This window comes from Tessaracoccus pujii, from assembly GCF_054483895.1.
Window position 1 is genome coordinate 716,661 of the sequence record NZ_CM137012.1, and the last position, 13,997, is coordinate 730,657.

14 protein-coding genes are annotated in these 13,997 nt (G+C 69.1%); 10 read left to right on the forward strand and 4 right to left on the reverse strand.

The features are described 5' to 3' along the window. Window positions 1–18 precede the first annotated feature (18 nt). Complete coding sequence (locus ACX1D0_RS03490) at window positions 19–777, reverse strand: DeoR/GlpR family DNA-binding transcription regulator (protein ID WP_459020376.1); 759 nt, start codon at window positions 775–777, stop codon at window positions 19–21. Between the two features lie 164 nt (window positions 778–941). Here ACX1D0_RS03490 and ACX1D0_RS03495 point away from each other — a divergent pair, with 164 nt between their 5' ends. The 4 genes from ACX1D0_RS03495 (at window position 942) to rny (ending at window position 4,705) form a co-directional block, all read left to right on the forward strand. After that, the gene (locus ACX1D0_RS03495) at window positions 942–1,136 is read left to right on the forward strand and encodes a DUF3046 domain-containing protein (protein ID WP_459019513.1); all 195 of its coding nucleotides are present in this window, start codon (window positions 942–944) and stop codon (window positions 1,134–1,136) included. 157 nt (window positions 1,137–1,293) lie between these two features. Further along, window positions 1,294–2,337: a recombinase RecA gene (recA, locus tag ACX1D0_RS03500; RefSeq protein ID WP_459019514.1), complete on the forward strand. Its 1,044-nt coding sequence runs from the start codon at window positions 1,294–1,296 to the stop codon at window positions 2,335–2,337. Continuing rightward, window positions 2,321–2,845 carry a regulatory protein RecX gene (locus tag ACX1D0_RS03505; protein WP_459019515.1) on the forward strand — a complete coding sequence of 175 codons (525 nt, stop codon included), beginning with the start codon at window positions 2,321–2,323 and terminating at the stop codon, window positions 2,843–2,845. Before recA ends, ACX1D0_RS03505 begins: the two co-directional genes overlap by 17 nt. A gap of 252 nt (window positions 2,846–3,097) precedes the next feature. Beyond that, entirely contained in the window at window positions 3,098–4,705 is a 1,608-nt protein-coding gene (rny, locus tag ACX1D0_RS03510; protein WP_459019516.1) for a ribonuclease Y, read from the forward strand. Here rny and ACX1D0_RS03515 read toward each other — a convergent pair whose 3' ends face one another. After that, window positions 4,706–5,584: an aldose 1-epimerase family protein gene (locus ACX1D0_RS03515; RefSeq protein ID WP_459019517.1), complete on the reverse strand. Its 879-nt coding sequence runs from the start codon at window positions 5,582–5,584 to the stop codon at window positions 4,706–4,708. 66 nt (window positions 5,585–5,650) lie between these two features. Between ACX1D0_RS03515 and miaB the strand changes: the two genes are divergently transcribed. Further along, window positions 5,651–7,147 (forward strand): tRNA (N6-isopentenyl adenosine(37)-C2)-methylthiotransferase MiaB, encoded by a 1,497-nt coding sequence (gene miaB, locus ACX1D0_RS03520; RefSeq protein WP_459019518.1) that lies wholly within the window; start codon window positions 5,651–5,653, stop codon window positions 7,145–7,147. 5 nt (window positions 7,148–7,152) lie between these two features. Here miaB and ACX1D0_RS03525 read toward each other — a convergent pair whose 3' ends face one another. Further along, complete coding sequence (locus ACX1D0_RS03525) at window positions 7,153–7,362, reverse strand: antitoxin (RefSeq protein WP_459019519.1); 210 nt, start codon at window positions 7,360–7,362, stop codon at window positions 7,153–7,155. A gap of 85 nt (window positions 7,363–7,447) precedes the next feature. Here ACX1D0_RS03525 and miaA point away from each other — a divergent pair, with 85 nt between their 5' ends. From miaA to ACX1D0_RS03545, 4 genes are all read left to right on the forward strand, one after another. Next, entirely contained in the window at window positions 7,448–8,410 is a 963-nt protein-coding gene (miaA, locus tag ACX1D0_RS03530) for a tRNA (adenosine(37)-N6)-dimethylallyltransferase MiaA (protein ID WP_459019520.1), read from the forward strand. Beyond that, window positions 8,388–9,203 (forward strand): diaminopimelate epimerase, encoded by an 816-nt coding sequence (gene dapF / locus ACX1D0_RS03535; RefSeq protein ID WP_459019521.1) that lies wholly within the window; start codon window positions 8,388–8,390, stop codon window positions 9,201–9,203. Before miaA ends, dapF begins: the two co-directional genes overlap by 23 nt. A gap of 84 nt (window positions 9,204–9,287) precedes the next feature. Beyond that, window positions 9,288–10,691 (forward strand): GTPase HflX, encoded by a 1,404-nt coding sequence (gene hflX / locus ACX1D0_RS03540; RefSeq protein WP_459019522.1) that lies wholly within the window; start codon window positions 9,288–9,290, stop codon window positions 10,689–10,691. After that, window positions 10,684–12,669, forward strand: a complete 1,986-nt coding sequence (locus tag ACX1D0_RS03545) for an ATP-dependent DNA helicase (protein ID WP_459019523.1) — start codon at window positions 10,684–10,686, stop codon at window positions 12,667–12,669. The genes hflX and ACX1D0_RS03545 overlap by 8 nt, the downstream gene beginning before the upstream one ends. A gap of 7 nt (window positions 12,670–12,676) precedes the next feature. On the opposite strand, the gene lexA is transcribed toward ACX1D0_RS03545, so the two are convergent. Continuing rightward, the gene (gene lexA / locus ACX1D0_RS03550) at window positions 12,677–13,411 is read right to left on the reverse strand and encodes a transcriptional repressor LexA (protein ID WP_459019524.1); all 735 of its coding nucleotides are present in this window, start codon (window positions 13,409–13,411) and stop codon (window positions 12,677–12,679) included. Between the two features lie 201 nt (window positions 13,412–13,612). Between lexA and ACX1D0_RS03555 the strand changes: the two genes are divergently transcribed. Next, a complete protein-coding gene (locus ACX1D0_RS03555; RefSeq protein ID WP_459019525.1) occupies window positions 13,613–13,939 on the forward strand; it encodes a hypothetical protein in 327 nt (108 codons plus the stop codon). The last annotated feature ends 58 nt before the right edge of the window (window positions 13,940–13,997 follow it).

The following is a 13,997-nucleotide window of genomic DNA, read 5'->3' on the forward strand; positions in this document are numbered from 1 at the left end:
TCGGACGGCCCTGGCCGCTCAGCGGCTGGGCGGGCCGTCCACGACATGAACCTCGACGCCGGCGTCGCGGATGTGCTGCAGTTCGGCCTCCGGGGCGCCGGCGTCGGTGACGAGTGCGTGGATCTCGGAGATGTCGGCCATCTTGGCCAGGGTGGTGTGCCCGATCTTCGTGGAGTCGACGGCCACCACGACGCGTTCTGCGCGCTCGATCATCGCGTAGTTGGTGCGCGCCTCGATCTCGTCGTGCGTGGTGAGGCCGCCCGTGGCGCTCACCCCGTCGGCGCCCACCACGGCGGTGCCCACGTTGACCAGCTTCATGGTGGACTCGGCCAGGGAACCCACCAACTCCAGGGAACTCGGCCTGAGCACGCCTCCCGCGATGAGCACGCGCGCCTGCCCCTGCTCGGCGGCCTCCAGCCCGATGCTGATCGAGTTGGTGATGATCGTCAGGTCGCGGCGGTGGTGGAGGGCGCGCAGCACCTCGGCGGTGGTGGTGCCGCCGGTCAGCCCGATGGCGTGGCGCCCCTCGGGAATCAGGGCGGCGACGGCGAGCGCGATGCGCCGCTTGGCGTCCTGATTGCGCCCGTCCCGGAGCCGCACGGGCAGCTCCCTGCCGGTGACCGGACGCGCCCCGCCGTGCGTCCGCTCAAGTAGCCCCTGGGCCGCGAGCAGCGCGACGTCGCGCCGGATGGTGGCGGCCGAGGCGCCGAGGGACTGCGCAAGCTGGGAGAGCGGGAGAGGGCCGCGCTCGCTCAACATGGCCAGGAGCGCGACCATGCGATCCGCGCGCCCGTGGGAGGGCATGCCGGGCAGGTTCATTTTCTGGGGACTCCTTCGTCCGGTGGGTGAGCGATGTGCTCAGCCACTTGAGCGAGTCTACAAGGTTCGCTCACGCCCCGTGCGGTGCGTGGACCGGTTGCGTTCCGGGGTACCGTGGCGCTGTGCGTGAGGTCGAGCTGTGGCAGAGGATGGGCACCGTGCTGCCCGGAGGCTATGCGCCCGTCTGGGCGGACCAGGTGGTGCTGGCGGATCTCGGCGGACGCACCGTGCGCGAGGCGCTGGGCGCCGGCATGCCGTGTAAACGGATCTGGCGCGCAGTGTGGGCGCAACTCGAGCTTCCCGACGCTTACCGCTGAGCGTGTCGCGGTGCAATAGAACGCCTGTTCGCCTAGACTTGTGCGCAGCAGTTCTCCACAGGTGCCGCCACGGATGAGAAACCGTCAGTGGGGTTTCCTACAGTGATCCTGACACCACCACTGGCCGTTCGCGGTCCACTCCCGAGAGGAACATTTCATGGCCGTTGCGGACCGCAATAAGGCACTCGAGGCAGCCCTCGCCCAAATTGAGAAGGCCCATGGCAAGGGCTCCGTCATGCGCCTGGGTGAAGACAACCGTCAACCCATCGACGTGATTCCCACGGGCTCGGTCGCGCTGGACGTGGCCCTCGGCATCGGCGGCCTGCCCCGCGGGCGCGTCGTCGAGATCTACGGCCCGGAGTCGAGCGGCAAGACCACCGTGGCCCTGCACGCCATCGCCAACGCGCAACGCGAGGGCGGCATCTGCGCCTTCATCGACGCCGAGCATGCCCTGGATCCTGACTACGCGCAGCGGTTGGGCGTCAATACCGACGAGTTGCTGGTCTCCCAGCCGGACAACGGGGAGCAGGCCCTGGAGATCGCGGACACGCTGGTGCGCTCCGGCGCTCTGGCCCTCGTCGTCATCGACTCGGTGGCCGCGTTGACGCCCCGCGCGGAGATCGAGGGCGAGATGGGTGATTCGCACGTGGGGCTGCAGGCCCGCCTCATGTCGCAGGCGCTTCGCAAGATGACCGGCGCCCTGAAGACCACCAACACCACCGCGATCTTCATCAACCAGCTCCGCGAGAAGATCGGCGTGATGTTCGGCAGCCCGGAGACCACCACGGGCGGCCGGGCGTTGAAGTTCTACTCCTCCATCCGCCTCGACGTCCGTCGCATCGAGACACTGAAGGACGGCACGGAGATGGTGGGTAACCGCACCCGCGTGAAGGTGGTCAAGAACAAGGTGGCCCCGCCCTTCAAGCAGGCGGAATTCGACATCATCTACGGCGAGGGCATCTCCCGCGAAGGAAGCCTCATCGACATGGGTGTGGAGGCGGGCGTGATCCGGAAGGCCGGCGCCTGGTTCACCTACGAGGCGGACCAGCTGGGCCAGGGCAAGGAGAATGCCCGGACCTTCCTCAAGAACCACCCGGACGTGGCCGCAGAGATCGAGCGGCGCATCCGCCTGCATCTGGGCGTGGACAAGGAAGCGGTGCCGGAGGGGGTCAACCCGGAGACCGGTGAAGTTGACTTCTGACCCGTCTGCGGAGCGCGCCACCCAGGTGGAGGTGGCCCGCAAGATCGCTCTTGATCAGCTGGCGGTGCGTCAGCGTTCCGCCCATGAGTTGCGCGCGGCCATGGCCAAGCGCAACGTTCCGGAGGAGGTGGCCGACGAGATCCTCGAACGCTTCTCCGACGTCGGCCTCGTCGACGACGCAGCCTTCGCTGCCGCCCTCACCGCGTCACGTTCCGGCTTCGGGTTGCGGGGGAGAAGGAGAATCCAGCAGGAACTCTCGTCCAAGGGCATCGACCGTGAGACGGCCGAGGAGGCGCTGTCGGGCCTGAGCCGCGAGGACGAGCGGGAGGCCGCGCTCACCCTCGCGAAGCGGCGGATGCGCTCCCTGTCAGGGCTGGATCCGGTCGTCGGCAAGCGTCGCCTGTTCGGCGTGCTCGCCAGGCGTGGGTTTGCCAGCGGTGTGGTGGTCTCCGTCGTCGAGGAGGTCTTCGCAGACCATCCGGAACCGGACGCCGGCGATGAGCGTTGATCGTGCCAACTGTTGAGTTTTCCACAGGTCAGGCATAGGCTCGGGTCAAGGTTTTCGGACCCCGCATGAATCTCGCCGGTGACCCCGGCGAACCTGAACTGACATTCCACGGCGGCTCTGCCGCCGATTGACACCATCCGTGGATGGCGCTGGCGCCCTCCACGTCTTGCCGTCCTGTCTGGACGGTCGTGTCCGCCTGCAGCTCGTGCGGTGTCCGCAGACCACTGGTTTGTCTAGTGTGAAGGAGGCGCCGTGCCCCAGCTCGGTTGGATCATCGCAGGGCTTCTCCTGGTCGGCGTCCTGGTTCTGATGTGGCTCCTGTGGCGCGTCTCGCAGCAGTCCAAGGACGAGCGGGACTCCTGGGAGCTGCGTTCCCGCGCCGACATGGCGTCCATTCGGGAGTCCGCCCAGGTGGCGGCGAACTCGATCCGCGAGGACGCCGAACGCCTCCTGGCTCAGGCACAGGACCGTGCCCGCGAGGCCATGGAGGATGTCGAGCGCCGACGGGCCGAGATGGAGGCATCTCTGGTGGCTCAACGCACGGAGCTCCGCGAGGCCCGAGCGGCGCAGGAGCGCCGGGAATCCAGGCTGCATGAGCGTGAGGATCGCGTGTCGGCGGACGCCGAGGGTCTGGAGGCCCGCTCGCAGCGGATGGAGGCGCAGCGCGCCCAGCTCCGTGAGCACCGCGAACAGCTCCGGGCCGAGCGCGAGCAGGTCGACGCCGAGCTGGAACGCGTCGCCGGGCTGTCGGTGGCTGAGGCCCGGGCGGAGGTCGTCGCGGAGGCGGAGCGTCAGGCGAAGCTGACCGCCACGTCGCTCGCCCGCGACATCGAGGCCACGGCCAAGCGTGAGGCGGACAGGCTGGCCCGAACCATCATCGTCACCGCCATCCAGCGGGTGGCATCGGAGCAGACCAGCGAGTCGGTGGTCTCCACTGTGGACCTCCCCAGCGACGACATGAAGGGCCGGATCATCGGCCGCGAGGGGCGCAACATCCGGGCCTTCGAACAGATCACGGGTGTCAACGTCCTCATCGACGACACCCCCGAATCGGTGCTGTTGAGCAGCTTCGACCCGGTGCGCAGGGAGACGGCGCGCCTCACGCTGACCGATCTGGTGGCGGATGGCCGCATCCATCCGGCGCGCATCGAGGAGGTGTTCGAGCGCAGCCAACGCCGGATCCATGAGCGGATCGAGCGGGAGGCGGAGGACGCGCTCGCCGAGGTGGGGATCGTCGACCTGCACCCGGACCTCATCCCCGTGCTCGGCTCGCTGGCGTACCGGACGTCCTACGGACAGAACGTGCTGCGCCATCTGGTGGAGTGCGCCCACCTGGCCGGCGTGATGGCGGCGGAGTTGGGCCTGGATGTGGCCACGTGCAAGCGTGCCGCCTTCCTGCACGACATCGGCAAGGCGATCACCCACGAGGTGGAGGGCCCGCACGCGCTGATCGGGGCCGATCTGCTGCGCAAGCACGGTGAGCACGAGGACATCGTCCACGCCGTCGAGGCGCACCACAACGAGGTGGAGCCCCGCACCGTCGAGGCGGTTCTCACCCAGGCGGCGGACGCCATCTCCGGGTCGCGGCCCGGCGCGCGGCGGGAGTCGCTCGAGGCCTACGTGGAGCGCATGGAGAACCTCGAGGGCATCGCGATGGCCCATGAGGGCGTCATGCGCGCCTACGCCATGCAGGCGGGGCGCGAGGTGCGCATCATGGTGGCGCCGGACCACGTCGACGACGCAGGCGCGCACGCTCTGGCACGCGACATCGCCTCAGAAGTGGAGCACAACCTCAGCTACCCCGGCCAGATCCGGATCACCGTGGTGCGCGAGTCGCGCGCCACGGAGACCGCCCACTGATCAGCTGACCCGGAAACCCCACACGGAACGCGACGAACCGCCGGGCTCCAGGACGATGAGGCCGTCGTGGGTGGGGCCCTCGTTGAACGCGTCGGGCCCGCACGTCATCGGCTCCACGGCCAGGGCGATCCGCTCCGGGTGGGTGAACACCTGGCCCCAGGGGAGGGTCTCGTCGGCCCACAGGGTGACCGTGCGGCCACGGGACGTCAGGGTCAACTCCCACGGCCCGGCCGCTCCGGCCAGCGCCGTGTCGAACTCCGTGTCCCCGATGACCCTCGTCCGACGGAAGTCGTGCCGGGGTGTGACCTCTGCGATCTCGACCGGCAGGAGCCTCTCGGGATCGACCAGCAGTTCCTGGGCGAAGGGCAGGGTCAGCTCTGCCGTGGCCAGGTCGGCCGCCACGTAGGGGTGGGCGCCGTAGCCGTAGGGCGCGCTGGTGCCGCCTACGTTGGTGACCTCGACGGTGATCGTGAGCCCGTCGTCGCCGAGGCGGTGCCCGATGCTGGCCTCGAGCACGGCGTTCCAGCCGCGCTGCGGGTAGTAGCGGGCCGTGAGCACCACCTCGTCCTCCGTGTGCCGCACGACCTGCCAGGGCTTCCCCTCGTCCAGGCCGTGGAGGGCGGTGTGCCGCGGGACCTCCGTGATGGGGAGCTGGTAGGCGGTTCCCTGGAAGGTGTAGCGGCCGTCGCGGATGCGGTTGGGCCAGGGCAGGAGCTGACGCCCCATCGACCCCGTCGGCGGCTCGTCCTCAGCGAAGGTGTGCAGCACTTCCTGGCCGTCGAAGGTCAGGCTGCGTAGCGTCGCGCCGACCTCGGTGACGACGGCGCCGTAGCGTCCGTGCGCGATGGGGAACTGGGTGCCGGTGGGGTTGATCGTCATGGGTGCGAGCCTACGCCCAGCTGAGGATTCGGCGCCCCCCAGGAGGCCCATTACCATGGTGGGACCATGCCAGACCCACGCACCTATCACGTCATCACCTACGGCTGTCAGATGAACGTCCACGACTCGGAGCGCATCAGCGGCCTGCTCGAAGAGGCCGGCCTGTCGCGCGCTGCGGCCGAGGCGGACGCGGGCCTGGGGGCGGGCGCTGATGTGGTGGTGTTCAACACCTGTGCGGTCCGGGAGAACGCCGACAACCGGCTGTACGGCAACCTCGGCCACATGGCCAGTGTCAAGGCGCGGCACCCGGGGCTCCAGATCGCCGTCGGCGGGTGCATGGCGCAGAAGGACCGCGAGCTGATCCTGCGGAAGGCGCCCTGGGTGGACGTGGTGTTCGGCACACACAACGTGGGCGCGCTGCCGACGCTGCTGGAGCGCGCCCGCGTCGAGCGCGAGGCGCAGATCGAGATCAAAGAGGCACTGGAGACGTTCCCCAGCAACCTGCCCAGCCGGCGCGAGTCGCCGTACTCGGCATGGGTGTCGGTGTCTGTGGGCTGCAACAACACGTGCACGTTCTGCATCGTCCCTGCGCTGCGGGGCAAGGAGGCCGACCGGCGCCCCGGCGACATCCTCGCCGAGATCGAGATGCTCGTCTCCCAGGGCGTGCAGGAGATCACGCTGCTCGGTCAGAACGTCAACGCCTACGGCGTGGAATTCGGCGACAGGCACGCGTTCGCGACGCTGCTGCGCGCGTGCGGGGGAGTCGAGGGCCTTGAGCGGGTGCGGTTCACATCCCCCCACCCCAAGGACTTCACCGACGACGTCATCGAGGCCATGGCCGAGACTCACAACGTGATGCCCCAACTGCACATGCCGCTGCAGTCCGGCTCTGATCGGGTGCTGCGCGCCATGCGGCGCTCGTACCGCTCAGACCGCTTCCTGGGCATCCTGGACCGGGTGCGCCAGGTGATGCCCGAGGCGGCCATCACCACCGACATCATCGTCGGGTTCCCCGGCGAGACGGAGGAGGACTTCCTGGCCACCATGGACGTCGTGCGCCGTGCCCGGTTCTCCGCGGCGTTCACGTTCCAGTACTCCATCCGGCCCGGCACGCCCGCGGCCACCATGCCGGACCAGGTGCCCAAGGCCGTCACGCAGGAGCGCTATGAGCGCCTCGTCGAACTCGTCAACGAAACGTCCTGGGAGGAGAACCGGCGCTTCGCGGGCCGGGAGGTGGAGGTCATGTTCGCCACCGGCGAGGGCCGCAAGGACGCCGAGACCAACAGGATGAGCGGGCGGGCCAGGGACAACCGCCTCGTGCACGTGGCGGTGCCGGCGGACCCGGGGGCCCGGCCACGACCAGGAGACATCGCGATGGTGAGGGTCACCCACGCCGCGCCGCACCACCTCAACTCGGACGAACTCCCCACGCGGCTGCGTCGGACTCGCGGCGGTGACGCGTGGGAGGCCGCCACCACGCAGCCCGGGCCCGTGGGTGTGGGGCTCGGCATGCCCGCCATGGGGCAGCCGGCGCCCCTCGAGGTGAGCGCCGGCTGCCCCTGACGCGATTACTGCTGGGTGGCCCGCTGAGCCGGCGGATCCTGGTCCCCCGTCACGCTGTCGAGCCGGTCGTTGGCGAAGTCCTGCGCCTGATCCACGTGCGCGGCGTACTTGCCGCCGGTCTTCTCGTCGAGGATGTCGCCGGACTGGTCGATGCCCGCCTCGATGGTGTCCTCGTGCTGCTTGGCGAGATCGCCGATGTTGTCGAACAGTCCCATGATTGAACTCCTTCTGTCGTTGACCGCTCCATCATGCCCGGCCTCCCGCGCATGTGCCGGGAACGCGGGGTGGCACACTGGCGGAGTGTCGCTCCCGCTCATCGTGCTCGTCGGTCCCACGGCGACGGGGAAGTCCCGCCTCGCCGTCGAGCTCGCGGTCGAGCTCATCGCCTCCGGGCGTTCGGCGGAGGTGGTCAACGCGGACTCGATGCTGGTCTACCGCGGCATGGACATCGGCACCGCCAAGCCCACGGCGGAGGAACGGGCGGGCGTTCCCCACCACCTCCTCGACATCGCCGACGTCACCGAGCGGGCGTCCGTCGCCGACTTCCAGGTGCTGGCGCGAGAGCTGATCGCGGAGCTGCGGGGTCGCGGCGTGATTCCCATCGTGGTGGGCGGTTCCGCGCTCTACGTGCGCGCCATCATCGACCACTTCGACTTCCCAGGCTCCGACGACGAGGTCAGGGCCAGGTGGGAAGCGGAGTTGGAGCGCGTCGGCCCGCTGGAGCTCCACCGGCGCCTGGCAGAGCTCGCGCCCGACTCCGCGGCCAAGATCGAACCGGGCAACGGCCGCCGGACCGTTCGGGCGCTGGAGGTGGCCGAGCTCACGGGAGGCCACCGTCCGAACCTGCCCGAGTGGACCTACGAACTGACGGACGTGTACCAGTTCGGGTTGACGCTGGAACGGTCCCAGCTCGACGCACGCATCGATCAACGCGTCGATGACATGTGGGCTCAGGGCCTCGTCGACGAGGTGCGCCACCTCCTGACACTGGGGCTGCGCGACGGCGTGACCGCGCTGCGCGCCATCGGTTACCGACAGGTGGTCGACCACCTCGACGGGTTGTGCACGGAGGACGAGGCGCGAGCCGCGGTCAAGCGGTCGACCCGCAGGTACTTCCGCAAGCAGATGGGCTGGTACCGCCGCGATCCGCGCATCACATGGCTCGACGCAACGGACCGGACCAACGTGGCACGAGTCTTAGCGGGGCTAGGATTGACCCACCACTCTGGAGGAGGCAAGGATGCGCCGGTTCAGCTTCCATAAGGGGCACGGCACCAAGAACGACTTCATCGTGCTCGATGACTCCTACGGCATGCACGACATGAATCCGCAATTCATCCAGGCAGTGTGCGACAGGCACTCCGGCATCGGGGCCGACGGTGTGATCCGCGTGGTGCGCGCGGGCAGCGTGCGGGAGTGGGACGGTGAGCCGACGCTGTGGTTCATGGACTACTACAACGCCGACGGCTCGGTCGCGGAGATGTGCGGCAACGGGCTGAGGGTGTTCGCCCGGCATCTGATCAACGAACAACTGGTGGATTCCGGCTCCTTCGACGTGGCCACGAGAGCTGGCGTCAAGCACGTGGACGTGGCTCGCCACGGTCTAATCGGCACAGACATCGGCCAGGTCACGGTCACCGACGAGCAGGTCACCATCGTCCACGAGGGGAGTGAGTGGCCGGCCACCAAGGTGGACGTCGGCAATCCTCACGCCGTGGTCTTCGTCGAGGAGCAGGTCCTCGACGAGCTCGAGCTGCACCATGCGCCCGCATGGGATCCGGCCGAGGCGTATCCGGCGGGCGTCAACGTGGAGTTCGTCCACATCGACGGACCAGGCCGGCTGCGCATGCGGGTCCACGAGCGCGGGGTGGGGGAGACGATGAGCTGCGGGACGGGCGTGGTGGCTGCGGCCGCCGCCTACCGGGACCGCAGCGGGCACACCGGCACCACCGTCGTCACGGTGCCCGGCGGCGAGCTGTCCGTCGAGCTGACCGGAGACAGGGCGCGGCTCACGGGTCCCGCCGTCATCATCGGTCGCGGCGAGTTCTGGATCTGAGCCCCATCCTCCGGCTCCGGTTTTTCCACAGGCTTAGCACCGCGGCTTGGCTGGCTGCGCGTCGGCTGGGAGAATGGCTGAACGATGAATGACGAATTCCTGGACCAGCAGCCCGATCTCGACGACGGCGAACAGGAGGACCTGGCGGCCAGGCACTCCCTGCGGCGCGTCGACGGCCTGCGCACCGAGCTCGAGGACGTCACCGAGGTCGAGTACAGGCAGCTTCGCCTTGAGCGCGTAGTGCTCGTGAGCGTCTGGACGTCCGGCTCGCAGGAGGACGCGGACAACGCCATGGCCGAGCTGCGGCTCCTCGCCGAGACCGCCGGCTCCGAGGTGCTGGCGGAACTGGTGCAGCGGCGCAGCCACCCGGATCCTGCCACCTACATCGGAAGTGGCAAGGTGGAGGAGGTCCTGGAACTGGTGCGCGCCACCGGGGCGGACACGGTGATCTGCGACGGAGAGCTCGAGCCGGCGCAGCTACGCAACCTGGAAGACCGCGTGAAGGTCAAGGTGGTGGACCGGACCGCGCTCATCCTGGACATCTTCGCCCAGCACGCCAAGAGCGCCGAGGGCAAGGCCCAGGTGGAGATGGCGCAGCTGCAGTACCTCAAGCAGCGTCTGCGCGGATGGGGCGGCAATCTGTCGCGTCAGGCCGGCGGTCGGGCCGCGGGCGGGGCCGGTATCGGCGGCCGTGGTCCTGGCGAGACGAAGATCGAGACGGACCGCAGACGGATCCGCACCCGCATCTCCATCCTGAGGCGCAGGCTGCGGGACATGGACGCCACCCGCGAGGGCAAGCGCGCGGAGCGCCGGCGCAACCAGGTGCCGTCGGTGGCCATCGTGGGCTACACCAACGCCGGTAAGTCGTCGCTGCTCAACCGCCTCACCGGGGCGGGCGTGCTCGTCGAGGACTCCTTGTTCGCGACGTTGGATCCCACCACGCGGCGCACCGAGACCTCCGACGGCAGGGTTTTCACGCTCACGGACACGGTGGGCTTCGTCCGGCACCTGCCCCACGATCTGGTGGAGGCATTCCGGTCCACCCTCGAGGAGTCGGCACAGGCGGATCTACTCCTTCACGTGGTGGACGCCTCGGACCCCGACCCGGAGGGCCAGATCGCGGCGGTGCGGACCGTCCTGGGGGAGATCGGTGCCACGCAGGTGCCGGAGCTGCTGGTGCTGAACAAGGCAGACGCGGCGGACGAGGCCGCCATCCTCGCGTTGCGCGCCAACCATCCCGACGCCCTGGTGGTGTCCGCCCGCACCGGCCGCGGCTTCGACGAGCTTCGCGCCGTGGTGGACGAGCGGCTTCCCCGCCCGGAGATCCCGCTCACCGTGCTCGTCCCCTACGGTCGCGGTGACCTGGTGGACAAGGTACACAAGACCGCCGTGATCGATTCCCTGGAGCACACCGGCGAGGGCACCCTCATCACCGCCCGGGTCCGCGGTGACCTCGCCGACGAGCTGGCGGCCTTCGTCCGTGAGTGATCACTCCAGCATCCTGGCGGCCGCCGTCGGCGAGATCCACGGCCAGGCCCGCCCGGGGCAGGAGGCCATGGCGGACGCGGTCGCGGCATCGCTGGAGACCGGTGTCCACCTTCTTGTGCAGGCCGGCACCGGCACCGGTAAATCGCTGGGATACCTCGCTCCCGCGCTGGCGCGCTGTGTGGGCTCGGATCAGCGCATCGTCGTGGCCACCGCCACGCTCGCGCTGCAGGCGCAGCTGGCCACCAAGGACATCCCCACCGCTCTGGACGCGGTGGAGGAGGTCACCGGGACCCGTCCCAAGGCAGCCATCCTCAAGGGCCGCACCAACTACGCCTGCCTGTATCGGGCCCGTTCGGGCGGCCGCCCGGAGCAGGACTCGCTCGTCGGCAGCGCCGCGCTGGCTGAGGCCATCGCCCCCGGCGACGAAACCTCCAAGCTGGGTGCGGAGGTCCTCGCGCTCCGGGAGTGGGTGGAGGAGGAGGCGGAGCGGAAGGGTCTGGCAGATCGCGACGATGCGCCATCGCACACCGCACGAGGATGGGCGCAGGTCTCCATCCCCACCCGCGAGTGCCTGGGCGTCGCCACCTGTCCGTTCGGGTCCGAGTGCTTCGTCGAGGCCTCCCGCGAGGAGGCCCGCGGCGCGCAGCTGGTGGTCACCAACCACGCGCTCCTGGCCATCAACGCCATGCACGGCGGCACCGCCCTCCCGGAACACTCAGCCGTCATCATCGACGAGGCGCACGAGTTGGTGAGCCGCATCACCACGGCGGCCACGGACGAACTCACCCCGGGCATTGTCGAGCGCACGGCCCGCCGCGCGCTGGCCTGGCTCGACGACGACCTCGGAGTGGATTTCCTGGACCAGGCGGACGTGCTGCGCGAGGCTCTTGCGGAGTCGGAGCTCACCCGCATCACGGCAGGCTCAGCGCCGCTGGCCTATGCCGCGGCTCAACTGCGCGACGTCGCCCGCAAGGTGGTGAGTGCCCTCGGCAAGGTCACCGACGACCCGGAACGGATCCAGGCGTCCTCCGCGGTGAAGGAGATCTTCGACGTCGCCGAGCGGATCGCGAAGCTGTCCGAGGCGGACGTGGTCTGGGTGAGTGAATCCGACATTCTCGGCCGCGCCGCGTATGTGGCGCCGCTGAACGTGGCCGGGCTGCTGCGCAACCAGGTGTTCGCCGAGACCACCACGGTGCTCACCTCGGCCACACTGGAGCTCGGCGGCTCGTTCGAGGCCGCAGCCAGCTCCATGGGGCTCAACTACAACGACAGGCTCACGGGGGACGCGGAGCCGGACGACGAGTTCGCATGGCGTGGGGTGGACGTCGGATCACCGTTCGACTACTCCAGGCAGGGGATCCTCTACGTGGCCAGGCGGCTTCCGCCCCCCGGCCGGGACGGCATGAACCCAGAGACCCTGGCCGAGATCGCCCAGCTCATGTGGGCGGCCGGCGGCCGCACGCTGGGGCTCTTCGCCTCGCGTCGCGCCGCGGAACAGGCCGCTGAATACTGTCGCCGGGAGCTGCCGGACCTCACGCTCTTGTGCCAGGGGGAGGCCCAGCTGTCCGAGCTGACACGCACCTTCATCGCGGATCCCGCCACTTCGCTGTTCGGCACCATGTCACTGTGGCAGGGCGTGGATGTGCCGGGGGAGACGTGCCAGCTGGTCATCATCGACAAGCTCCCTTTCCCGCGTCCGGACGATCCGCTTATGCAGGCTCGGAAGAAGGCCGTCGACGACGCGGGCGGCAACGGATTCATGCGGGTGGCCGCGTCGCACGCGGCTCTCCTGCTGGCGCAGGGCGCCGGGCGGCTGATCCGCCGGACCGAGGATCGCGGCGTCGTGGCTGTGCTGGACCCGAGACTCGTCACGAAGCGCTACGGCGAGTTCCTCAAGTCCTCGCTTCCGGACTTCTGGATGACCACCGACGGCGATGTGGCGGTGCAGGCACTGCGCCGCCTCAGGGGTGCTGACTAGCGCACCACTAGAGCTTGCGAAGGACCGCCACGACCTTGCCCATGATGGTGGCGTGGGTGCCGTCGATGGGTGAGTAGTCGGGGTTGTGCGGGAGCAGCCACACCTTTCCGTCCTTGCGCTTGAAGGTCTTGACCGTGGCCTCGTCGTCCAGCAGCGCGGCCACGATGTCTCCGTTGTGGGCGTCCGACTGCTGGCGCACCACCACCCAGTCGCCGTTGCAGATGGCGGCGTCGATCATCGAATCCCCACGCACCTCCAGCAGGAAGACCTGGTCGTCTCCCACGAGCTGGCGCGGAAGCGCGAACACGTCCTCCACCTGCTCCTGGGCCAGGATGGGCCCACCGGCGGCGATGCGGCCGATCAGCGGGGCCGCGACGGACCTGGGCGCCTCGTCGAACGCCTGCGCCGAATCCATGCCCTCCTCACCCGGCATGGTGACCACCACAGCTCGGGGGCGGTTCGGGTCCCGGCGGAGGAATCCCTTCTCCTCCAGGACCTTGAGCTGGTAGGTGACGCTGGATGTGGAGGCCAGGCCGGCCCGCGTCGCCACTTCGCGGATGCTGGGCGGATATCCGAGTTCTTCGATGGATTGCTTCACCACGCGCAGAATGGCCAACTGGCGCGTGGTGAGGCCGTGCGCGTCCTCCGGACCGTCAGGGAACGAGGCCATGGTCCCGAGCTCGGCCTCGATGGAAGCGTTGGTGGGGCGGCCCCGTCGAGGGCGTTTCGTCTCTTCAACCATGGAACAAGATTAGCCGGTCCGCGAACGTGTGTTCGAAATCAACGTGGCGTGTCGCGCACTGTGGAGAAATTGTCAGTGGGTGCCGATGGACTACGTGTGTCGCCTACCGCGACACGCCAGGGTCGAACGGGTGTTTCATTCCGGAGGCGAAGGCGCTAGAGTTTATTTAGAACAAGCGTTCTACGGAGGAGAGAGGTTGTCATGACCGCTTCACGCGCACTGAGCTTCCGGGTTGTCGACGCCGGCGCCCGTCGGGTCGTCACGGTCTCGCCCGCTGGTCGGCCGGAGCTCGGAGGGCCGCTGGCTCGCCCGTCCCGCCCCGTCTCGCCCGGACGGGTCGGCGGCGTCGCCTCCTGCAGAGTCACCCGCCCAGTCCTACCCTTTCTCGCGCTGAAGGTGGTGGCTGTCGGGTTGCTGGCGTCCGTGGGTGCGGCCGTCTCTGCGGCCCAGTTTGTGGACATGTCGCAGGAGCCGGCCACCCGCTACGTGGCGGGGGATCCGGCCTGGGCGCACGTCGCCGCTCCCTGAAGACCGACTTGACGTGCATCGGCGATTCGCCCTTGAACATGGAGGCCCCCAGATCTAG